The 19,891-nt window shown below is 68.6% G+C and carries 21 protein-coding genes; 12 read left to right on the forward strand and 9 right to left on the reverse strand.

All coding sequences use genetic code 11. From position 1 onward, the window contains the following. Positions 1 to 143 precede the first annotated feature (143 nt). A complete protein-coding gene (gene sitI6, locus SYV04_RS04230) occupies positions 144 to 860 on the reverse strand; it encodes a SitI6 family double-CXXCG motif immunity protein (protein ID WP_321544280.1) in 717 nt (238 codons plus the stop codon). 6 nt (positions 861 to 866) lie between these two features. Then, entirely contained in the window at positions 867 to 1,574 is a 708-nt protein-coding gene (gene sitA6 / locus SYV04_RS04235) for a SitA6 family polymorphic toxin lipoprotein (protein ID WP_321544281.1), read from the reverse strand. A 39-nt stretch (positions 1,575 to 1,613) separates the two neighbouring features. Here sitA6 and SYV04_RS04240 point away from each other — a divergent pair, with 39 nt between their 5' ends. Beyond that, positions 1,614 to 2,336, forward strand: a complete 723-nt coding sequence (locus SYV04_RS04240) for an RNA methyltransferase (RefSeq protein ID WP_321544282.1) — start codon at positions 1,614 to 1,616, stop codon at positions 2,334 to 2,336. 4 nt (positions 2,337 to 2,340) lie between these two features. Here SYV04_RS04240 and SYV04_RS04245 read toward each other — a convergent pair whose 3' ends face one another. Then, positions 2,341 to 3,336 (reverse strand): DUF1028 domain-containing protein, encoded by a 996-nt coding sequence (locus tag SYV04_RS04245; RefSeq protein WP_321544283.1) that lies wholly within the window; start codon positions 3,334 to 3,336, stop codon positions 2,341 to 2,343. A 161-nt stretch (positions 3,337 to 3,497) separates the two neighbouring features. Here SYV04_RS04245 and SYV04_RS04250 point away from each other — a divergent pair, with 161 nt between their 5' ends. The 3 genes from SYV04_RS04250 to SYV04_RS04260 are packed head-to-tail and all read left to right on the forward strand — an operon-like array spanning position 3,498 to position 4,956. Then, entirely contained in the window at positions 3,498 to 3,716 is a 219-nt protein-coding gene (locus SYV04_RS04250; RefSeq protein ID WP_321544284.1) for a hypothetical protein, read from the forward strand. A 43-nt stretch (positions 3,717 to 3,759) separates the two neighbouring features. Next, positions 3,760 to 4,608: a pseudouridine synthase gene (locus SYV04_RS04255; RefSeq protein WP_321544285.1), complete on the forward strand. Its 849-nt coding sequence runs from the start codon at positions 3,760 to 3,762 to the stop codon at positions 4,606 to 4,608. 57 nt (positions 4,609 to 4,665) lie between these two features. After that, positions 4,666 to 4,956 (forward strand): PilZ domain-containing protein, encoded by a 291-nt coding sequence (locus SYV04_RS04260; protein WP_321544286.1) that lies wholly within the window; start codon positions 4,666 to 4,668, stop codon positions 4,954 to 4,956. Here SYV04_RS04260 and SYV04_RS04265 read toward each other — a convergent pair. Next, positions 4,913 to 5,632 carry a hypothetical protein gene (locus SYV04_RS04265; RefSeq protein WP_321544287.1) on the reverse strand — a complete coding sequence of 240 codons (720 nt, stop codon included), beginning with the start codon at positions 5,630 to 5,632 and terminating at the stop codon, positions 4,913 to 4,915. The genes SYV04_RS04260 and SYV04_RS04265 overlap by 44 nt on opposite strands. Positions 5,633 to 5,793: 161 nt before the next feature. On the opposite strand from SYV04_RS04265, the gene SYV04_RS04270 reads away from it, so the two are divergent. Together SYV04_RS04270 and sthA are read left to right on the forward strand one after the other, a co-directional pair. Further along, complete coding sequence (locus SYV04_RS04270) at positions 5,794 to 7,581, forward strand: alpha/beta hydrolase family protein (protein WP_321544288.1); 1,788 nt, start codon at positions 5,794 to 5,796, stop codon at positions 7,579 to 7,581. A gap of 75 nt (positions 7,582 to 7,656) precedes the next feature. Then, a complete protein-coding gene (gene sthA / locus SYV04_RS04275) occupies positions 7,657 to 9,057 on the forward strand; it encodes a Si-specific NAD(P)(+) transhydrogenase (protein WP_321544289.1) in 1,401 nt (466 codons plus the stop codon). A 12-nt stretch (positions 9,058 to 9,069) separates the two neighbouring features. Here the strand turns inward: sthA and SYV04_RS04280 are convergent, their stop codons facing one another. Beyond that, positions 9,070 to 9,381, reverse strand: a complete 312-nt coding sequence (locus SYV04_RS04280) for a hypothetical protein (RefSeq protein ID WP_321544290.1) — start codon at positions 9,379 to 9,381, stop codon at positions 9,070 to 9,072. Positions 9,382 to 9,418: 37 nt separating this feature from the next. Next, positions 9,419 to 10,408: a phosphatidylglycerol lysyltransferase domain-containing protein gene (locus tag SYV04_RS04285; protein ID WP_321544291.1), complete on the reverse strand. Its 990-nt coding sequence runs from the start codon at positions 10,406 to 10,408 to the stop codon at positions 9,419 to 9,421. Positions 10,409 to 10,435: 27 nt separating this feature from the next. On the opposite strand from SYV04_RS04285, the gene SYV04_RS04290 reads away from it, so the two are divergent. Next, positions 10,436 to 12,025: a radical SAM protein gene (locus SYV04_RS04290; protein ID WP_321544292.1), complete on the forward strand. Its 1,590-nt coding sequence runs from the start codon at positions 10,436 to 10,438 to the stop codon at positions 12,023 to 12,025. Positions 12,026 to 12,050: 25 nt separating this feature from the next. On the opposite strand, the gene SYV04_RS04295 is transcribed toward SYV04_RS04290, so the two are convergent. The 3 genes from SYV04_RS04295 to SYV04_RS04305 form a co-directional block, all read right to left on the reverse strand. Next, complete coding sequence (locus SYV04_RS04295) at positions 12,051 to 14,009, reverse strand: esterase/lipase family protein (RefSeq protein ID WP_321544293.1); 1,959 nt, start codon at positions 14,007 to 14,009, stop codon at positions 12,051 to 12,053. Between the two features lie 33 nt (positions 14,010 to 14,042). Then, positions 14,043 to 14,597, reverse strand: a complete 555-nt coding sequence (locus tag SYV04_RS04300; protein WP_321544294.1) for a hypothetical protein — start codon at positions 14,595 to 14,597, stop codon at positions 14,043 to 14,045. A 123-nt stretch (positions 14,598 to 14,720) separates the two neighbouring features. Beyond that, positions 14,721 to 15,323, reverse strand: a complete 603-nt coding sequence (locus SYV04_RS04305; RefSeq protein WP_321544295.1) for a hypothetical protein — start codon at positions 15,321 to 15,323, stop codon at positions 14,721 to 14,723. Between the two features lie 28 nt (positions 15,324 to 15,351). On the opposite strand from SYV04_RS04305, the gene SYV04_RS04310 reads away from it, so the two are divergent. Genes SYV04_RS04310 through SYV04_RS04330 form a run of 5 tightly spaced genes read left to right on the forward strand, consistent with a single transcriptional unit; the run spans position 15,352 to position 19,866 of the window. Further along, complete coding sequence (locus tag SYV04_RS04310; protein WP_321544296.1) at positions 15,352 to 16,119, forward strand: SDR family NAD(P)-dependent oxidoreductase; 768 nt, start codon at positions 15,352 to 15,354, stop codon at positions 16,117 to 16,119. Positions 16,120 to 16,167: 48 nt separating this feature from the next. Next, positions 16,168 to 17,001 carry a ferritin family protein gene (locus SYV04_RS04315; protein WP_321544297.1) on the forward strand — a complete coding sequence of 278 codons (834 nt, stop codon included), beginning with the start codon at positions 16,168 to 16,170 and terminating at the stop codon, positions 16,999 to 17,001. Next, on the forward strand, positions 17,001 to 17,618 hold the full coding sequence (locus tag SYV04_RS04320; protein ID WP_321544298.1) for a hypothetical protein: 618 nt from the start codon (positions 17,001 to 17,003) through the stop codon (positions 17,616 to 17,618). Before SYV04_RS04315 ends, SYV04_RS04320 begins: the two co-directional genes overlap by 1 nt. Continuing rightward, positions 17,609 to 18,400 carry a lysophospholipid acyltransferase family protein gene (locus tag SYV04_RS04325; RefSeq protein WP_321544299.1) on the forward strand — a complete coding sequence of 264 codons (792 nt, stop codon included), beginning with the start codon at positions 17,609 to 17,611 and terminating at the stop codon, positions 18,398 to 18,400. The genes SYV04_RS04320 and SYV04_RS04325 overlap by 10 nt, the downstream gene beginning before the upstream one ends. Next, positions 18,388 to 19,866 carry a radical SAM protein gene (locus SYV04_RS04330; protein WP_321544300.1) on the forward strand — a complete coding sequence of 493 codons (1,479 nt, stop codon included), beginning with the start codon at positions 18,388 to 18,390 and terminating at the stop codon, positions 19,864 to 19,866. The genes SYV04_RS04325 and SYV04_RS04330 overlap by 13 nt, the downstream gene beginning before the upstream one ends. Positions 19,867 to 19,891 lie beyond the last annotated feature (25 nt).

Raw genomic sequence — 19,891 nt, forward strand, 5'->3', positions numbered from 1 at the left:
GCCCCCCGCGCGTCTCAGGGCCCGCACGGTGTCTGGGGAGCCACACACAGCCCCCCACCCCGCTCGGGCGATGACCGGCGGCGGACGCTAGGCGCCCGTACTGCCAGTGGTCAACCGGGCACACCGGGTAGGCGCGCTGAGGGCTACCTCAGGGGAAGTTCGCGGAAGACGACGTCCTGCGCGTCGCCCAAGCTTCGCACCGCCTCCACGAAGCGCTCCGTGCCGATGATCATCGTCAGGAAGCCCGCCAGCCGGAACACATCCAGGTCCTGGGGTAGCGAGGCTGCGTCGAGAATGGGCTCTTCTGGAAGATTGAGACCGTCCCGCTCACACTTCTCGCATGGAGGTGGACGATCCGAGGGCAGGCAGTCCCGATGTAGCCAACCCCGAGGGAGCAGCTCCAGCTCCAACAACTCAGGTGGGCTCTTCTTGCGGAAGCGCAGCTCCGTGCGGATGCCCTTGAGACCTCGCACACCCTCCGCTTGGAGGTGCTCCAGTGCCTCGCGCCGCATCAACAGTTCCCACGGATTGTGCAGGAGGATGGAACCGACTTCCCCCTGGGCAGTGCCCACCATGGGACCGAACTTGGTTCCCGGCCAGAGGTGGACGCCCTGAGGCACCAACGGCCGCACCTGCTCGCGCAGCCGCTCGAACTCCGCATAATCCTCCTCCAACCGCGCTGCGTACTTCTCTGAGCCGGGCAAGTGGGACAAGTCCACGGAAGGGTAGGCATCTCCAGCCATGGACCAGGTGCCCTCACACCTGGGGCAATGCACCCCGGGCAGGCCCCACTTGTGCCTGGCGGTATAGGAGGCCGAGTAGCGTCGAGCCTGGACATCACGCAGCCAGAAGAATCGCATCGCTCCTCAGTACCCTCCGACGGCCGGGGGCGGAATCCCCCGAGGCCTGTACGGAACGACCACGCCGAACAGCTCGAACTCGTAGATGAGCTGACCCGCGTATTTCATGACGTCGGGTTTCAATGCACCCTGGTTTTTCTCGACGTACCTCCTCCACGCCGCATTCCACGGCCCACCTTGCGCGCCTCGGTGGATGTCTCTGTGCTTCTCGACTTCCAGCGGCAGCGTGTACTGGTCGATGTCGATGCCCCGCTCCTCGAACCACTCCTCGAACTCCCTCGGGAAGATGTGGTGCCTTTCGTAGACTTGGGTGCGCTTTGTCTTCGTGTCCTCCTGCAGCAGCTTCTGCCCTGGAGACAGCTCCTGCTGAGATCTCGGACCCCACGGGATGATGAACACCGCCTGTGTGTTCTTCAGCGGCCCTTGCGCGCTCCCCCAATACCTGTTGGCCAAGCCCGAGCCTCGGCCAAAGCCCGTCCCCCTTGCGCGCACCACCCGGCCCGACAGCGGTTCCTCGGCCACGTCCCGGCACCGGTACACCGCGCATTGCTCCGCGCCGCATACCGCCAGCAGACTCCCCTCTTCCCCGCACGCCTCCTCGAAGGAGAGAAGCGGAACTGACGCTTCGCCCCCTTCATCCACGAGAGGCTGCGTCGTCGCACAAGCAACTAACGCGCCGCATACCAACGGCCACAGGCGATGGAGCTTGCTCATAGGCAGCCGAACGTAACACTCTGCCCAGGCGAGCAATCCATGGTGCTGCCCATCCGCTTCATCCTCATGCGTCCGCGCAACGCGGAGAACCTTGGCGCCGCCGCGCGGGCGATGAAGAACTGTGGCCTGGCCGAGTGGACCTGGGTACGGCCCGAAGCAGAAGACCTGGGCCCGGCACGGCGTCTGGCGGTCCACGCGGAGAACGTGCTGGACGGCGCTGGACGGGCGGACACGTTGGACGCAGCGGTGGCCGACTGTGTGTGGGTGGTGGGAACGAGCTCGCGCAAGGTGGAGGGCAAGCGGCGGCTGTCACCCCGGGCAGTAGGAGAAGAGCTGGTGTCCCGCGCGGCCCAGGGCCCCGTGGCGGTCGTCTTCGGGGATGAGCGCAGCGGGCTGACGAACGCGGAGGTGGAGCGGTGCCACGATCTGTCTGCGGTGCCGACGGACCCTTCGCAGCCGTCCATCAACCTGGCCCAGGCGGTGCTGCTGTACGCCTATGAGGTGCGGATGGCCTCCCTCGCGGCGGCGCCTCCACCTCCGGCACCGCTGCCGGTAGCTGCCTCGGACACAGAGCTGGCGCGGGTGGAGGAGACACTGTCGGAAACGCTGAAGGCCGGAGGCTTCCTGGTCGACGAACACCCGGGACGGACAGGGTTGAGGGACCTGTTCGCCCCGCTGCGGCGCTCACGATTGACGCGCAACGAGGCCCGGCTGTGGCTGGCGGCACTCCACACCCTGCGCAAGCGCCTGACCTCGGGCTGACCGCCTACTTCTTGCCCGGAGTTCCTGAGCCCGTCAGCCGGGACATCAGCTTTGGGTCGTCCGGCAAGAGCCCCGCCTTGGGCAGACGCATGAGCAGCTCGCGCCAGCGCGCGTCCATCTTGAACGTCTTCTGGAAGAGCGGCAGCGACTCGTCCACCCGGCCTACGTTAACGAGTGAGACGGCGTGCCAGAACACCATCTCCGCGTTGCCCGGAGCCAGCGCCTCGGCGGCGGAGTAGGCCTCCAAGGCGGCCTTCGTGTCGTTGCGCTCGATGGCGAGGTCTCCCTCGTTCATCAGGTTGTAGGCCCGCTGGAGCGTGAGCAACCGCTTCAGCTCCTCCAGGGGCTTGGGGTGATCATCCACGCGAAGGTCGAACTTGCGATCCACCCAGGCCTTCCCCGTGGACTTGCCCGAGACGACGATGAGGGCCGCGGACTGCTTGCCACGAATGTCCCCTCCTGCGGCCTCGGCGGCCTCGAGCGCGGCCATCATGCGCGCCGCGAGGTCTCCCTTCGTCTCCCGGAACGCCTTGGCCATGGCCGGCCACACGGTGTCCTTGTCCATCATGTTCGCCTGCACGGAGAAGTTCTCCCCGGCGATGTGGCCAGCGGCGACGATGCAGCGCTCACCCGTGTGGGCTGCCACGCGGCCCTGGGCGTCGATCATCGCCACCTGCCGCACGGCGCTGCCGCTGTCCGCCACGAGCAACCCCTTGAGCGCATCCGGCGCCGCCCGGCCCAGGCGCATCAACTCCAGTCCGAGCTTTCCGTAGGACGGATCCACGAAGGACTGAGTAGCCACGGCCCCCACTCCAGCCTCGGCCCACGGAACGACAGCGCCCACGGAGAACCAGTGGGACTGCACCGCGACGCCCAGCTCCCCTGTCGCGGGATCCCTCGCCACGATGGAGTAGGTGTTGACGGGACGGCGAGGCAGGGGCGGCTCGGAGGCGAGCGCCGGAACAGCCATCAGGGCGAGCAAGAGAGCAAGGCGCGACATGGTTTCTCCCAGGGCAACAAGGGCCCGGAGGCTGCTCGACCCACTCAGCCGCCGCAAGCCCTTCCCTCCATGTCCCCTCAGCAGGCAGGGAGGCCGCACCGGACCGCCATCCCGGCGGGGAGACCTACCTTGGAGGAAGCGCTTTCCACGAGGACCACGACATGGACCACATGCCTTACGAGCACACGGGCCTGGAAGCCCACCAGGACGAGCACCATCCGAAGCGAGAGGAGCCCATGCGCGAGATGCCGAGCCGCACGCCCCACTCCGCCGAGGGCCCCGACAAGGAGCGCAAGGTGCCCGGCGGTGAGCCCGGAAAGACGCCCGGCTCGGCCGAGGGCGAGGACTTCAGCATCGTCTCCGAGCCTCCCAGGCACTGACGCGCTTCCCCTGCGCGCCACGGCAGGTACAGTGCCCTGTCCCATGCCCCGCAAGCCCCCTGCCCGCCGGTCTCCGGCCTCTCACGACAAGCCCCCGAGCCGGAGCCGATGGGAGGGCAAGGCGAAGCCCGACTGGCTGTCCCGGGCGCTCGCCCGAGCCGGTGTCCTCCCCCAGCCCGAGGCGGAGGAGGCCATCCGCGAGGGCCGCGTCACCGTCAACGGGCGCCAGGTGCGCCAGCCGCTCGCCCCGGTGCCCGAGGGCGCCGTGCTCCGCGTGGACGGCATCGAGGTCCAGCGCGAGCCGGAGACGCGGGTGCTGGCCTTCAACAAGCCAGCGGACCTGCTCACCTCCACCGTGGGCCAGCACCGCACCAACACGGTGTACGACGTGCTCCTGCCCCAGCTGCCCGACGACCTCGCCCGCTACACCTGGCACGCCATCGGCCGGTTGGATCGAGGCACCACGGGGCTGCTGCTCTTCACCAATGACGAGAAGCTGGTAGCCCACGCCACGTCCCCGGAGACGCACCTGCCCAAACGCTACGTGGCCACCGTGCAGGGCACCGCCGACGAGGAGAAGGTGGAGCCGCTGCGCAAAGGCGTGACGCTGGAGGACGGCCCCACCCGGCCCGCCAAGGTACACGTACGCGACGCCCACACCGTGGAGGTCACCGTCACCGAGGGTCGCCACCACCAGGTGAAACGCATGCTCGGTGCGGTCGGGCTGCCCGTACGCGCGCTACACCGCGAGGCGGTGGGCGGCGTGGAGCTCGATGTGCCGGAGAGCGGCTTCCGCCTGCTCACCCCCGAGGAGGTAGCTCAGGGGCTGCGCTACACGGGGCGGCACACGGCCTCGGAGCAGGCGACCTCCTCCTCCGAGCACGAGGCCTGATCACGGCACCACGGGCAGGAAACTTGTGCGGCTACGGGCCTGTATCACCATGGAGCCATGCTCCGTTCCCGCTCCGCCCGTAACGCGCGCCACCTCCCGCTTCTGCTCGGAAACCGCCTCCCCGGCCACACCGCTGATGTCTCCGCGACCGGCTTCAGCATGGAGGCGCCCTTCGTCTTCCTGCCCGGCTCGCTGCTCCACGGAAGCTTCGAGGTGGACGGCCGCACGCTGAGCTTCCGCGGCGAGGTGGTATGGGCCCAGCCCGCCAGCCAGCCGCAGGCATCGAGCCGCATGGGGGTGCGCTTCACCGAGGTGGCTCCCGAGGCGAGCGGCTTCCTCCAGGCGTAGAAGCCTCCGTCCACCAGTCCAGCGAATGCTCCGTGATGGCCTCCTGATGCACATGCCGTGCATCTTCGGAGCACGAGAGCAGGAAGCGCGTTCCTTCGCGCTCCAGTTCGAAGTCCACGGGTTCGCACTCCATCTCGAAGTCCACGGGTTCGCGCTCCGGCGCGAAGTCCACGGACATCGGCGCCCCACAGACCGGGCAGGAGAAGGACTCCACCTCCGAGAGCGGACAGCCCGCGATGATTCGATCGAGCATCGCGGAGACCGCCTGCTTCCGGCGCTGCTTCACCTCGAGGAGCTCTCGCGTGCTCCACTCCTCGGACCGCAAGAGGAACTCGCCGCTGGCAGGCACATAGCGCACGGCGGTGCGGCAGGACTCGCGTTCCCAGAGCCGCCAGCCGCGCCACCAGCTACACACCACGTCGAAGTGATTCTTCACGGCGCTGTTCGGCCCCATGTGCTTCTCGGCGGGATAGGCCCCCCGGACCACACAGCGCACTCCCCAGGCGCCCTCCGGAACCTTGCCGTGCAGGCGCTTCTCCATGAACCGCGCCAGCTTCCCCCGCCAGGCACGATCCGCGAGCCTGACGTGGTAGCGCGTCCACAACAGGGGCCACACCCGAAGTCTCAGCCGCTCCTTGCGTGACATCACCGCGTGGCACTGCAAACCCCACACCACGGGGCCTCTCCCTGCGGACACTCGGGGCCGTGCGACAAAATGGCAGAACGCTCCGGGGACAACAGGGCAGCAAGTCGCGCGGATGCGTCGCTGGACAGGTGCCGGTCCTGCTGGGCTATGCCTCCGCCGTTCCCCGCCCGCCTTCCCCGAGGAGCCAGACGATGCGGAGGCCTCACCACTTCTCCTTTCTCTCCCTGCTCGGAGCGCTCGTCCTCGCTGCACCCGCGCTCGCTGCCAGTACTCCTGATTCCCACCTCCCCGAGCTGCAACGGCTCACCGCCTACGACGCCCAACAGCCGCTGGACGTCAAAGAGGTGCGCTCGGAGCGGCGTGGCGACGTCACCGTCACCGAGTTGACCTACGCGAGCCCCCTCGGAGGCCCTGTCCCCGCCTGGCTCGTGCTCCCGCCGGGCCGGGGCCCCTTCCCCGCCGTCCTCTTCCAGCACTGGGGAGAGGGCACCAAGAACGAGTTCCTCGACGAGGCAACCTCCCTGGCCCGCGCGGGCGTGGTGAGCCTGCTGGTGGACGCGCCCTTCGTCCGACCCGAACCCTGGCGCCGGCCGATGGTCGGTCCGCAGATGGGCGACACCTGGCGACAGGCGATCATCGACCTGCGACGCGGGGTGGACGTGCTCACCCGGCGCCCGGAGGTGGACGACCAGCGCCTGGCCTACGTGGGACACAGCTTCGGCGCGAGCATCGGCGGTGGGCTGTCCGGCGTGGAGCCCCGCTTGCGCGCCTTCGTGCTGATGGCGGGCATGGGCGACTTCACGCACGGCATGCGCCATGGCACCGGCCCGATGGAGACGGCGTGGCGGAAGAGCACCCCACCGGAAGAGCTTGAGGAGTTCCTCGCCTCCATCGAACCGCTCGACGGCATCGTCGGAGTCCGCAACGCCTCCGCCGCCTTCCTCTTCCAGTACCCGCGAGGGGACCAATATGTCCCCTATGAGCGGACGCGGAAGTACTTCGAGGCAGCGCCCCCAGCCAAGCTCCTCAAGATCTACGAGGGTGGTCACGAGCTGAACGAGGCCGCGCGCCGAGACCGGGCCCAGTGGCTCCGCACGCACCTGGGCTTTGCCTCGGTACCCACGATGGGCCTCCCCATGGTCGCCGACTCACCCATCTCGAGTCCGGAGTGGAAGGCTGCCCAGCCTCCAGAGTTCTCGAAGCTGCGCCCTGTCCTCACCATCCCCGGAATGGAGGAGATCGAAGTCCGCAAGGACCTCGTCTACAAGCGCGCGGGCAATCGCGACCTCAAGCTCGACCTCTACATCCCGGAAGTGGCGAAGCGGCGCGCCGTGCCGGCGGTGGTGCTGGTCCACGGCCTGGTGCCGCCGGCCCATGCCCCCTTCCTCAAGGACACCACCGCCTTTGCCGGCGAGGCGCGCTGGCTGGCGGCCCACGGACTCATCGTGGTGATGCCAGAGCTGGGCTCCCCCGCCCGAGGCCCCCAACCCGAGCAGTGGTTCGCCGGCACGCAGGACCTGGTAGCGAACGTCGAGGACGCCATCGCTTTCGTGCGCCGCGAGGCGACCACCCATGCCATCGATCCGGAGAAGCTGTGCCTCATGGTGTTCTCCGGCGGCGGGCTCTGGGGCCTGAAGCCCGTGCTGAGCAACCCGCCGCCGTATCTCAAGTGCGCGGTGGCCTACTACCCCATGCTCGCCACCCAGCCCGCGCAGCCCAAGGAGCTGGTGCCCCTGGAGCTGCTGCGCGCCTCCCGCAAGCCCCTGCCCCTGCTCCTGGTGCGTGCGGGCCGGGACAACCCCGCCCTCAATGCCAGCATCGACGCCTTCGTGAAGGAGGCCAGGCGCAAGAAGGCGCCGCTCACCCTCATCGAGCTGCCGGAAGCGCACCACGCCTTCGAGTTCACCGACGATGTGGAGAGCAGCCGGGACGCCATGCGCCGCACGGGGGCCTTCCTCAATCAGCAGCTTGGCCCCTGACACCCACCGCGAGCGCTTCAAAGCCCGGCGCCACTCGCGTACCTTGCGCTCGCGCACGGGAGGAGAGCGTCGGGAATGGCTGACTTCGATCTGGTGGTGATTGGCTCCGGGCCGGCGGGCGAGCAGGGCGCGGTGCAGGCCGCGCGGCTGGGCAAGCGGGTGGTGGTGGTGGAGCGCGAGCCCGTGCTGGGTGGCACCGCCGCCAACACCGGCACCCTGCCCTCCAAGACGCTGCGCGAGACGGCGCTCTACCTGTCCGGCTACCGCGCGCGCGGCCTCTACGGCGTGGAGAGCAGCCTGCGCCGCGAGGCCACGGTGTCCGACTTCCTCTACCGCGAGCGCCGGGTGAAGGAGCAGGAGCGCCTGCGCATCGCCCAGAACCTCCAGCGCCACGGCGTGGAGGTCATCCAGGGCAAGGGCGCGCTCGCGGACGCGCACACGGTGGTGGTGCGCGCGGAAGGCCTGCCCGAGCGCCGGCTCACGACCCACCACGTCCTCATCGCCACGGGCTCCACGCCCTTCCGGCCGCCGCTCTACCCGTTCGGCGATCCGCGCGTACACGACTCGGACGAGATCCTCGATCTACACGCGCTGCCGAGCGCCATGGTGGTGGTGGGCGGCGGCGTCATCGGCTGTGAGTACGCCTGCATGTTCGCCGCGCTGGGCATCCCCGTGACGCTGGTGGAGGTGAAGAAGGAGCTGTTGTCCTTCCTGGATGACGAGTTCTCCGCCCTGCTGGGCCAGCGCATGGAGGCGCTCGGCGTGCGGATGCGCTTCGGACACACGGTGGAGACCGTCCAGGTGCCGGAGCAGCAATCCGAGCCCATCCGGCTGACGATCTCGGGCGGAGAGCAGCTGGAGGTGGACCAGGTGCTGGTGGCCTCGGGCCGCTCCGCCAACACCGCCGGCCTGGGGCTGGAGACGCTCGGGGTGAAGCTCGGCGCCCGAGGGCAGGTGGAGGTGGGCCGCACCTACCAGACGTCCGTGCCACACATCTACGCGGTGGGGGACGTCATCGGCTTTCCCGCGCTGGCCTCCACCTCCATGGAGCAGGCGCGCGTGGCGGTGCTGCACGCCTTTGGAGATCCCCACACGCCCTCGCCGGTGCTGCCCTATGGCATCTACACCATCCCCGAGGTCTCCATGGCCGGGGAGACGGAGGAGGGGCTGCGCACCCGGGGCGTGCCGTACGTGGCGGGCCGCGCCTCGTTCTCCACCAACCCGCGCGGGCAGATCATCGGCGAGACGCACGGGCTGCTGAAGCTGCTCTTCCACCGCGAGAGCCAGAAGCTGCTGGGGGTCCACGTGCTGGGCGAGCAGGCCTCGGAGCTGGTCCACGTGGGCCTCACGGCCCTGGTGGCCGGGGCGGGCGCCTCGCTCTTCGTGGAGACGTGCTTCAACTACCCGACGCTGTCGGAGACCTACAAGGCGGCCACCTACGACGCGCTGCACCAGCTCAAGGCCTGGACGCGCTGAGCGGCGCGCGGCTCAGCGGGACTGCTTGAGGCTGCCCACCGTGAGCCCCGTCGTGAGCGGGGCCACGCGGTTGATGCCATCCGCCGAGGAGCGGGCCAGCAGGGGGGCGGCGGCGGACGTGGAAGGGCTGGGAGGAGCGGCACTGCCCGAGGCACCGCGCAGCAGCTCGCGCGCGCGCTCCCAGCGCACCTTCTCCTCGGCGATGAGCTGGATGAGCTCCTCGCGCGCGACCGGGTCCGTCAGCTCGCTGGCCGCGGCCGCCACCTTGTCCAGGAACGGCATCAGGTAGCCAAAGTCCTTGTCGAACGCGCCAGGGTTCGCCACGAGTGCCTCCACGCAACAGTCGCCTCGGCACCCTACCCTACTCGGAAATACTTCGGCGGAGGATCTCCGAGAAAGGGACACGGCAGGCACGCAACAGTGCGACCAGGGTCGTCACGGCCAATGGCGAGGGGGTGACGAAGTAGCGCTGGGGCGTCAGCCCGGGAAACTCGCCCTTGATCTCCCGGAGCCGTGCCAAGTACCCGACCCCCGCGAGCTGGCGTTCCAGCCAGCGCACCTGGCGGGCCAGCACGGGCGAGCAGCCCTCCGTGTCCACGTCCACCAACGGACAGAACCCCAGGGAGAGCTGCCGGACGCCTTCGGCTCGCAGGCGCGAGGCGAGCGTGGCGACCGCCGAGTAGTACACCCCCCACAGCCGTGTCGGCTCGAAGCGGATGAGGTTCAGCAGATAACCCTGGATGCGGCCACCGTCGAAGTACGGGTCCAGCACCGCATAGCCGAAAACGCGGGCCTCCTCGCCCTGCCGCAGGACGAACATCCGCGCGAGCCCATCGTCGTCGAAGGAGAGCGGGCGGTTGAGGAAGTGCATCTCCACGGGTACCGCGCTCTTGCGCAGATAGGCCCGGGTGATGGCCCCGAGCCGCTCGCGCTCCGAAGCGCTCAGCTCCGAGGGACGCACCTCGAGCACCTCGAAGCCCGCCCGGGCGGCCTTCTTGAGCGCACCGCGCACCTTGGCGCTGGCCTCTCGCTCCGGCGCATCGAGCGCCATCACCTTGTCCACGCCCATGCCACTGACGCGAAAACGTCGCTCCTCCAGCCCGGCTGCGAGCATCGCGACATCGCGGGGGAGGTAGAAGAAGAGCGGGCGCCTGCTGTCCCGGAGGAAGCGCTGGAGCAGCTCCGCCCGATCGCCGCTGGCACAGACGGGAGGACCCAGGGTCAGCTCGAACCCGAAGGCACGCTGGTAGGCGACGTAGCCAAAGGAGGTCTCGAAATAGGAGAGCCCCCCCTGGAGCGTCGAATACGAGATGGGATCCGAGCCGTAGGCCCGTACCAGGTCGTGCTTCACGCCTCCACGTTACGGTATTTTCGAGCGGTGAACCGTCTCAAGGTCGGCGTCGTGGAGCTGTTGGCGCACTCGGTCACCACGCCACTCCTGCGCCGCCGCGTCATCGCGCCCGGGACGGCGTCGGTGATGCCGCAGGCCGTGGCGGTCTGGGCGGAGGAGCTCGGCTGCGAGGTCCACTATGCCGTCTGGACGGCACAGGAAGACCTCGTGCGCCTGCTCCCGGACGGTCTGGACGTCGTGTTCATCTCCGCGTTCACCCGGGCCTCTTTCGTGGCGTACGCGCTCTCCTGCTCCCTCCGCGCGCGAGGCGTAGTGACCGTCCTCGGAGGTCCACACGCCCAGTCGTTCGCGGAGCACGCGCGCGAGCACTTCGACTACATCTGCCAGACCACGGACCGCGCATTGATCGCCGGGCTCCTCGGAGCGCCCGAGCGGCAGGCGCGGGGTGTCATCCTCTCCGCCAAGGAAGGGCCCACCACGCTCCCCAGCGTCGCCCAGCGCGCGCGGTTCATCGAGCACTGCCTCCAGAAGGGTACCCACGTCCTACGGCTGGTGCCCATGCTGGGCAGCCTGGGCTGTCCGTACACCTGCAGCTTCTGCGTGGACGCCCCCACGCGGTGGCAGGGCCTGCCCGTGGAGCCGCTCATCGAGGACCTGCGCTTCATCGAGCGCCGCTGGGGGGCCGACACGCTGGTGGGGTGGCACGATCCAAACTTCGGCGTCCGCTTCGATGAATACCTGGGCGCCATCGAGAACTCGGGCACACGCCTGGTGCATTGCGCCCACATGAGCCTGTCCTTGATGAGCGCCGCGAACGTCCGCCGGCTGGGCAAGGCCCGCTTCGGGCTGCTGGGGCCTGGCATCGAGTCATGGTTCGACTTCTCCGACAAGTCGGGGCGCGCGCGGCTGCTGGGAGAGGCCAAGGTCCAGCACGTGGCGCAGGCCCTGAACGTCGTCCAGGCCGAGGTGCAGCACATCCAGACGAACATGATCGTCGGGCTGGACACGGACCAGGGAGACCTGCCCTGGGAGCTGACGAAGCGGCTCGTGGAACTCTCCCCCGGCATCTACCCGACCTACTTCCTGGTGACGAACTTCTACAACGCGCCGCTCAGCCGCGAGCTGCATGCCTCCGGACGCACGCTGGCCATGCCGTTCTCGCTGCTCGACACCAACTGCTTCGGCAACGTGCGCCCTCTGCACTACTCCCCTGTCGAGCTCTACGACCGGCTCATCGGGCTCTACGAATTCGCCTACTCGTGGCGCGCCGTCCTCCGCCGCACGCGGGTGACTCCCGGGGGTTGGGGAAAGCTGGTGAACTTCGGCCGCAGCGTGGACGAAGGACGAGGCTTCATCGACTTCCACAAGCGCACCCGCGCTCGACTGGAGGAAGACCGCGAGCTGCGCGCGTTCTACGAAGGTGAGCGCGAGGCGCCGCCCACCTCCTTCATGGACGAGGTGAAGACCCAGCTCGGCCCCTACCAGGAGCTGCTGCCCGAAGCGCTCCTCTCCCCCGAGCGCTACGCCGAGTCCTTCCGCGCCTCCGCCGAAGCCGCCGTGCTCACGCTCCGCGAGCCCGTCGCCGGAGCCGTGCCCCGGGAGCGCGTGGCCTCCTGAAGGAGGCCCGCCACTCCGGGAGCGTCTACCCCACCGCCGCCTTGCGCACGGCGAGCTGCGAGGGGCTCGGAAGCTGCGAGAGCAGCCATTGGGCGGTGTCCGCCGTGATGGTCACGTGGGGGTCGTTCGCCGAGCCAATCCAGGCATCGAGGTCCGACGGCGTCTGCGTGACGTTCTGCACCAACTGCGTGGCGCTGTACACACTGAGCGAGCTCATCGACAGCGCGCTGATGGTCGGCACGAAGCACCCGTTCGCATACTGCATCGTGGCGTCGTAGCCGGCCTGGCTCACCGCGCTCGAGATGGTCTGGAAGAAGGCCGAGGTTCCACCGGGCGCGGAGTCGTAGGCGGGGGACTGCCCTCCCCAGGAGACGTAGTCGACCCAGCCCGCGACCTGGGTGGCGAAGACCACATAGTTCTCGCCCGAGCCGCCGGCCTGCGAGTCATAAATGCCCGGCGAGGTGGCGATGTAGAACTGGAAGAACGGATCATTGACCTCGTACACCGGTTGGGACGCGGGCGGGGTGCCGTTGAGCGTCCCATCCGTCGCTCCGTTGGAGACGCCCAGCAGCTTGGGCTGCTTGGGGAACCCGCCCAGCGCGCTCAGGTTGGCGAGGAAGTTAGTGCGCAGCGGAGAGATCTCCTGGCTCGAGGAGGGACCCGGCACCCAGGAGATGAGCATCTCCTGCGCCGCCTTGCTGAGGAGCAGCTGGGAAGGCTGCTGGAGCCCGGCGCTCTGCGTCTTCTCCCAGAGCACCTGGACGAAGTACTGCACCCCGACGGGGACGTTCGCCCCGAGGTGCGGGGTGTCGTAGGAGACGTAGTGCGTCGTCTGGTGCGGCAGGTTGTTCTGCTCCATGTAGGCCAGGGCATAGCGCGCTACCAGCCCGCCCATGCTCGCGCCGCCGACGACGAGGTTCGTGCTCGAGGACGTCTGGGAGATGGCCTGCTGGATGGCGGCGATCATCACCCCGGCGTTGGCCTCCAGGTAGTTGGTGCCATCATCGAAGCCCACCAGCACCAGGTCGTAGCCCATCGCCAACAGGTTGGTGGCGAGGTTCTGCTCGTTGAAGATGTTCCAGAGCGTGTCGAGCGAATATCCCCCCGGGAAGCCCTCGGCCATGATGAGGGGGTTGGTGAGCTGGGTGTGGCCAGCCCCGTAGAGGACGTAGGCGTAGCCGGTCGCGGTCACGTTCTGGAAGGAGATGGGCGAGGAGAGCGCCCAGATGTCACTGGCGCCCGGAGCCGACGCCTCGGCCACCGTGAGGCGGCAGCTCGCGGCGAGGGCGGGCTGCTCCGGCCGGGCGCGAACGCGAATCACCTTGTCCCCGGCCGACGAATAGGTGACCGCGATGGGCTGGTCGAGTGTCACCGGCCGATAGCCGCCGCCGTCGCCGAAGTCGATCTCCACCGCCACGGGAGCAGCGCCGGGGTTGGTGAGCACCAGGTCGGAAGGCACGAGGTAGCGCACGGTCCGGCCGTAATTCACGTGCGGCAGCAGCTCGAGGACGCGGTACTCGTCCTTGCAGAGCGGAGAGGCGAAGAACGCCGTCTGCTCCTCCAGCCCTCCTCCGGGCTGGGAGAACTCCGCCTCGGGGAACTGTCCGCCCTCCCGGACGTAGGTACCCATGACGGCAGCGAGCTGCTTGCCCGGCGCCTGGTAGCGAAAGTGGCCCAGCGCGAGCGGGATGACGCCCTGCTCCCGGTGGCGGGCCGCCCGCGCCTCGACCTCCGACAGCGGCGGCAGCGTCGTGCCCGGAAGCGCGCCCTGGGTCAGCTCCATGTAGAACTGCTTCCACTGGGGCTGACTCAGGACGGGCGCGGCGCCGCCCTCACTCTGGCCGAGACGCAACGGGGACAGTGTGGCCCCGTAGAGGATGCCGGTCGGCACGGTGGTCGGACTGGCCAGCTGCTTCAACCGCTGCTGGAGCTGCTGGATGCGCGTGGCGTTCTGGCGTGCGTTCTGAAGTGTCGTGCTCGTCATGGGAGTCCTCGAACGGGGCTGGGGCTGTTCGGGCTAGCGCGCCTGGAGGGCCTGACGAGGAGCCTGACGACGACTCACGTTGCGCTGCGAGCGGGCCGCCACCTTGGCCGAGTCACTCGACATGTTCTCGAAGCAGAACGCCTGGCCGTTGGAGAGCTGGAACTCCACCCCCTGGTACCAGAGGGCGCTCGAGCCGAACGGCGTCTGCACGAGCTTCCAACCATCGTTCAGCGCGTAGGTCACCTGCGTGTAGTCCCCATCCTGCGTCGTGCTGTAGGTGCCAGAGGAGGTGAACGTGGTGCCGCCACCGAAGGCGCCGGTGAAGGTGAGCGAGACGACACAGGCGTTGGAGCCAGCCAGCGCGATGCTGAGGGTGATGCTCCCGGAGCCCGAGCCAATGGACTCATGGGAGTAGGAGTAGGCGCCCTGCAGGAGCAGCTGGGACGCGGTGAGCGTCGTCACGGCGGGCTGGCCGCCCTCGTTGTTGAGGTTGTGCCAGGGATCGAGGCTGTTGTCGGTGTGGCCATCGAAGCGGCCGGTGGCGCCCTGGGTCAGGGTGGGGAGCAGCTGGGTCAGATCAGCGGACATGGGTGTCTTCCTCTCGGTGTGGGTGGGCCCGAGGCGCGGTGAAGCGCCCCGGGAACACGAGGGAAGATGCCGTCTGGCCGGGAACCGGACCATTACGGCCCATGACAGCGCATGACAGTCAGCTCACGGCGGGATGGGCAGCTGCAGGCAGTACCGGGAGAAGCCCACGAACGAGCTGAAGCGCGGATCCAGATCCGCCGGGTACTCGAAGCGGCGAGCGGCACGCGCCAGCTCGGCGAGGTGAGCGTGATAGCCGCCGGCGATCGCGCTCAGCATGGGCGCCAGCGGATGCTCCCCCGAGGCGACCTCCTCCGCCGAGCGTTCGAGCAGCTCGAGCCCTCCCGGGTGCGACTGGAGCAGTTGCAGGTCGTAGGCAATCACCCCGTCCTCGTGGAAGGCAGACAGCAGGTGCTTGACCAGGGTGTGGGGGGTGGCGAGCAGCCCGTTCCAGACGATCGCCTGCTGCGGGCAGTAGAGGAGCTGCAGCGGCACGCGCAGGGGGATGTGGCCCCAGATGCTCGTGCGGTTGGCGGCGTACTCGATGGGCGTCTCGTTGAACGCGAACGGCATCATCTCGACCGTGGCGGTCTCGATCTGCCGGGGATGGGGCACGCTCTCCAGCAGGCCATGCGTGACGAAGAACTCGAACCGGGCCTGCCAGCCATGGCCCGGCCACAGTCCCACCTTCCGCCCCAGCGCGAGCCACCAGTCTCGTCTCGATGACATGGGTACCTCCCAGTCTACAGTAGGCGCCATGCAAGGCACGTACAGGACCGCGTTCATCACCGGCGCTTCGAGCGGGATCGGACGTGGACTCGCCGCGTGGCTGGCTCGCCGTGGGGTGCGGGTCTTCGGCGCGGCCCGCCGCCTGGAAGAGCTCGAGGCGCTCGCGCGCGAGGTCCAGAGCGAGGGCGAAATCGTCCCCGTGCAGCTGGACGTGGCGGACGCCCGGTCGACGCTCGAGGTCATCCGCTCGATCGATGAGTCCTGTGGAGGGCTGGAGCTCGTCGTGGCCAACGCCGCCATCGCCCCGGAGACGCCAGGCCACGCGCTCGCGTGGGACACGGTGGAGCAGATCATCGACGTGAACGTGCGCGGCGCGGCCGCCACCCTTGGCGCGGTCGCGGACCGGATGGTCTCGCGCGGCTCTGGCCACCTGGTCGGCATCTCCTCGCAGGCCGCGGGGCGCGGGCTGCCGCGCCATGTCGCCTACAGCGCCTCCAAGGCCTTCCTCTCCAACTTCATCGAGGGACTGAGAGTGGACCTCGGTCCCCGGGGAGTGAAGGTCACCGCGATCCACCCAGGCTTCGTGCGGACACCGGGCACCGCGGGCAACGCCTTCAAGATGCCGTTCCTGCTCGAAGTCGATGACGCGGTGGACCGCATCGGCCGCGCCATCTTCCGAGGGGCCTCGGACTTCTCCTTCCCCTGGCAGGCCGCCACGGTGTCGAAGCTGTCCCGGCTGCTGCCGAACGGGCTGTGGGATCGCGCGGTGCGCGGCTTCGGGACCCCGGGCGACTAGCGGAACTTCCCCGTGGCATAGTCCGGGAAAATGAAGGGCTTGGAGCTCATGACGAACTCAGGGGGGCGGCCTGAGGCGGACTCCTCCTCGGGCACTCCCGTGGACGTCTACCTCGAACGTCTGTGCGAGCTGGCGGCTCGCGATCAATGGAAGCTCGAGGACCTCGACTGGGCCTCGCTCGATGTCTCGGCCCTCCCGGAGCCCATCCGTCAGGTCGCGGCCGATGGCTTCGCTCAGCTCCTCTGGGGCGAGCGGACCGCGCACTTCGTCACGACGCGCTTGCACGAGCTGCTGCCCGACGGCCCCGCGCGCGCGTTCGTCGCGACCCAGCGAACGGATGAGGCCCGCCACGTCGCCTTCTTCGAGCAGGTCATCCGCCTGCTCGGGTGCGAGGGCCGCGTTCGGCCCTCCGTCGAGCGGCTCATGCACGAGGTGCAGGGGGCGGAAACCCCCGAGGAGCTGATGCTGGGCATGCAGGTCCTCATCGAGGGCGCCGCGCACTCGTTGGTCCTGGAGGGGGCGCGCCTGGTGGGTACGCCGGACGACGGCGACGGACTCGACAGTCCGCTCCGCGCCATGAAGACGGTGGTGGGCGAGTGGATGCCCCGACTGGTGGCACGAGATGAGAGCCGCCACATCGCCTTCGGACTGCATGCCCTGCGCCAGCGCATCCCACGACTGGCTCCCGCGGCGCGGCAGCGACTCGAGGAGCGGGTGGCGCACTGGGGCGAGCGCGTGCTGGAGCAAGCGAGGGATCCGGACCTCGTGTACGGAATCGGCGTGGACGGCGAGGCGGTCTGCGGGCGGCTGATCGAGGACTTGAACCTGCGCATCGGGCAGCTCGGGCTCGAGACGCGCATTGCTCCGTTGAAGGGGGCGTGATGGGCAGCGATCAAGCCCTGCAGGATCGAATCGGCTTCTTCGTGAAGCATGGCTACCTCGACCGCGTGCCCTCGTCGTGGCAGGTCAAGGTGGGCTGGATGGCGATGCTGCCCATCATCCTGGGAGAGAGCGAACGCGAGCGGGAGCGCAGCCGCCGCACGCTGATGGGTCAGGTGCCGATCCGCGTCCCGCTGCAGCTGCTCTACAACCCGCGCCAGCTCATGGTGGACACCGGCCTCTACCAGACCGCGGCGGCGCTCATCCGGCACGTGGTCAGCGTGTACCACGAGGACGCGTTCCTCGGTTACGACCTGCAGGTGCTGCAGTCTCACCCAGGAGGGCTGGCGCTGCTGCGAGAGGAGGCCTCGAAGATCGTCGAGGGCAAGACGCGCTGGGCGCCCTATTTGCGAGAGCTGGTGGGCTGGCCGGGCTACCACGCGCGCCTCATCGAGCTGGCGGAGGCCGCCGAGCGCTTCGAGTACCCGGACATGCTCGATCTGGATCCGCGCTTCTCCTCGCTCGTGGGCTTCGCGAAGTTCTGCAACACGCTGCCCGACTGGCCTGCTCGCGAGTTCTACGGCTTCGACCTCAAGAAGATCATCGGACGATGGAAGTAAGGCCTGGAGACCTCGAGGCGCTCGACCCGGAGTTCCTGCGTCGCCACGCCGGGTGGCTGACGCAGGTGCTCCACACCTGGTTCCGCGCGGACATCCAGGGAATGGAGCACCTGCCCTCCAGCCCCTTCGTCGGCGTGGGCAATCACAGCGGCGGCGTGATGATTCCGGACACGCTGGTCTGGGTCGGCGCGTACCACACGTCGGGCCGCCAGCCTCCGATGGTGGTGCTCGCCCATGACGGGATGTTCGACGCCTACCCGCGACCGCTCGCGCGCGCCTTGTCCAAGCTCAGCGCCATTCGAGCCCGAAAGGAACTCGCCCTCGAAGCGCTCCGGCGCGGGTACGCGGTGCAGGTGTACCCCGGAGGCGACCACGACGCGTGCCGGAGCTTCTCTCGGAGGAACGAGATCGTCTTCGCAGGCCGGAAGGGCTACGTCGAGCTGGCGCGGGAGGCGGGTGTTCCCATCGTGCCCGTGGTCTGCGTGGGCGGGCACGAGGCGCTGATCATCCTCTCGGAGGGAGCGGGGCTCGCCAGGAAGCTCGGGCTCGACCGCCGCTTCCGCCTAAAGACTTTTCCCCTCTCCCTGAGCCTGCCGTGGGGGCTGTGGCTGGGGCCGCTGCCGGGCTACGTGCCCCTGCCGACGAAGATTCAGGTGCGGGTGTTGCCTCCGATCTTCCCGGAGGGCGAGGACATCGACGCGATTGACGCCCGTGTGCGAGCATCGATGCAGCGCGCGGCGGACGAACTGGCGAAGGAGCGACGCTTCCCATGGATCGGATGAAGCTGTTCAGGATCGGCGACGCGCTGGACGTGGGCACCGCGACGGAGAGCGAGCTCGGGGCACGGCTGGAGCAACTCTGGGACAAGGAGCCGGCGCTGCGGCCACGGCCGGAGATGCACGACTACCAGCTCACGTATCCGCCCGCGGTCCAGATGGAGAAGCGGCCCGAGTATCGGCGCGCGCCGACCGACGAGGAGTACCTGCGCGAGGCACTGGGCCCGTTCAGCGCCGCTGGCTACTACTTCCACTTCGGCTTCTGCAAATACCGCTGTCGCTACTGCTTCCATTACGAGCTGCTGACGAAGCACCAGGACGAGCTGATGACGCGGTATGTGGACGCGCTGTCGCAAGAGATGGCGCTCGTCCGCGAGCTGACGCCGAAGCTCAAGCGCGCGCTGTATTTCCTGGGGGGCGGCACCCCCACGGCTCTGCCGGTACACCTGCTGGAGCGCTTCCTCTCGCGCCTGCTGTCGAACTTCGGCCCGCCGATGACGTCGATGAGCACCGTCGAGGCGAAGCCCATCACCGCCTCCAACGACAAGCTCCAGGCGCTGGTGCAGGCGGGCTTCCGCCGCATCAACCTCGGGGTGCAGACGTTGGACCCGGAACTCTACGCCTTCCACCACCAGAAGGAGGAGCTGCGCGTCGCCCTCGATGCCATCGAGCGGGCGCGCAAGTGCGGGTTCGAGTTCGTCAACATCGACGTCATGACGGGGCTGGAGCGGCAGACGCCCGAGTCCTGGCGGAAGACGCTGGCAGAGCTGGAGCGGCTGGCGACGAGCGGCGCGGTGGACAGCGTCTTCATCTACCCGTACCACGATGATCCGCGCAGCGGCACGTACGGCAAACCCGGCGCGGTGCCGTCCTTCATCCAGACCGCGCACAGTGAAGCGCAGGCGCGGGCCCTGTTCACCCGCCTGGGCTGGAAGGAGCTGGGCGCGCGCTTCTACCGGTCTCCCCGGCACGTGCGGCGCGAGCTGCTCGAGCTGGCGAAGGTACGGGTCAACCCCGCTTACGGCGAAGTGCTGTACCACGGGCTGGGAAACTCCAGCTTCTCCATTGGCGACAAGGCCACGTTCCTGAACCACCGCGACGTGAACGACTACATCGCGGCCGTGGAGAAAGGCGGCCTGGGCATCGCGTACTGGAGGACGCTCAACGACTCACAGCGGGCGACCCGGGACGTGACGTTCGACATCCTCTATAGCCCCTTCACCCGGGTGCGCTCCCGCGCGAAGAAGTACGGCGCGGAGACAATGGTCCAGCACCGCCAGCTACTCGATCGATGGTTGGAGTTGGGACTAGGCGAGGAGAACCGATTGCTCGGCACCTTCAGCCTGACCCCTCTCGGCAAGCTGGTACACCAGCAGATGATTCCGCAGCACTACCTGCCAGAAGACCGCCGCGAGCTGGATGAGGCCATGCAGCTCCGCCAGCTCGCGGGCCGCAAGTACCGCGGCTATTGACACTTCGAAACCCGGGGCTGTCATT

Source organism: Hyalangium ruber, assembly GCF_034259325.1.
In the GTDB taxonomy this organism is placed as follows: Bacteria; Myxococcota; Myxococcia; order Myxococcales; family Myxococcaceae; genus Hyalangium_A; species Hyalangium_A rubrum.

Excerpts from the sequence above, each read along its gene's own strand:
- sitI6 (WP_321544280.1), bottom strand. The coding sequence starts at position 860 with ATGCGATTCTTCTGGCTGCGTGATGTCCAGGCTCGACGCTACTCGGCC.
- sitA6 (WP_321544281.1), bottom strand. The coding sequence starts at position 1,574 with ATGAGCAAGCTCCATCGCCTGTGGCCGTTGGTATGCGGCGCGTTAGTT.
- SYV04_RS04240 (WP_321544282.1), top strand. The coding sequence starts at position 1,614 with ATGGTGCTGCCCATCCGCTTCATCCTCATGCGTCCGCGCAACGCGGAG.
- SYV04_RS04245 (WP_321544283.1), bottom strand. The coding sequence starts at position 3,336 with ATGTCGCGCCTTGCTCTCTTGCTCGCCCTGATGGCTGTTCCGGCGCTC.
- SYV04_RS04250 (WP_321544284.1), top strand. The coding sequence starts at position 3,498 with ATGGACCACATGCCTTACGAGCACACGGGCCTGGAAGCCCACCAGGAC.
- SYV04_RS04255 (WP_321544285.1), top strand. The coding sequence starts at position 3,760 with ATGCCCCGCAAGCCCCCTGCCCGCCGGTCTCCGGCCTCTCACGACAAG.
- SYV04_RS04260 (WP_321544286.1), top strand. The coding sequence starts at position 4,666 with ATGCTCCGTTCCCGCTCCGCCCGTAACGCGCGCCACCTCCCGCTTCTG.
- SYV04_RS04270 (WP_321544288.1), top strand. The coding sequence starts at position 5,794 with ATGCGGAGGCCTCACCACTTCTCCTTTCTCTCCCTGCTCGGAGCGCTC.
- sthA (WP_321544289.1), top strand. The coding sequence starts at position 7,657 with ATGGCTGACTTCGATCTGGTGGTGATTGGCTCCGGGCCGGCGGGCGAG.
- SYV04_RS04295 (WP_321544293.1), bottom strand. The coding sequence starts at position 14,009 with ATGACGAGCACGACACTTCAGAACGCACGCCAGAACGCCACGCGCATC.
- SYV04_RS04300 (WP_321544294.1), bottom strand. The coding sequence starts at position 14,597 with ATGTCCGCTGATCTGACCCAGCTGCTCCCCACCCTGACCCAGGGCGCC.
- SYV04_RS04305 (WP_321544295.1), bottom strand. The coding sequence starts at position 15,323 with ATGTCATCGAGACGAGACTGGTGGCTCGCGCTGGGGCGGAAGGTGGGA.
- SYV04_RS04310 (WP_321544296.1), top strand. The coding sequence starts at position 15,352 with ATGCAAGGCACGTACAGGACCGCGTTCATCACCGGCGCTTCGAGCGGG.
- SYV04_RS04315 (WP_321544297.1), top strand. The coding sequence starts at position 16,168 with ATGACGAACTCAGGGGGGCGGCCTGAGGCGGACTCCTCCTCGGGCACT.
- SYV04_RS04320 (WP_321544298.1), top strand. The coding sequence starts at position 17,001 with ATGGGCAGCGATCAAGCCCTGCAGGATCGAATCGGCTTCTTCGTGAAG.
- SYV04_RS04325 (WP_321544299.1), top strand. The coding sequence starts at position 17,609 with ATGGAAGTAAGGCCTGGAGACCTCGAGGCGCTCGACCCGGAGTTCCTG.
- SYV04_RS04330 (WP_321544300.1), top strand. The coding sequence starts at position 18,388 with ATGGATCGGATGAAGCTGTTCAGGATCGGCGACGCGCTGGACGTGGGC.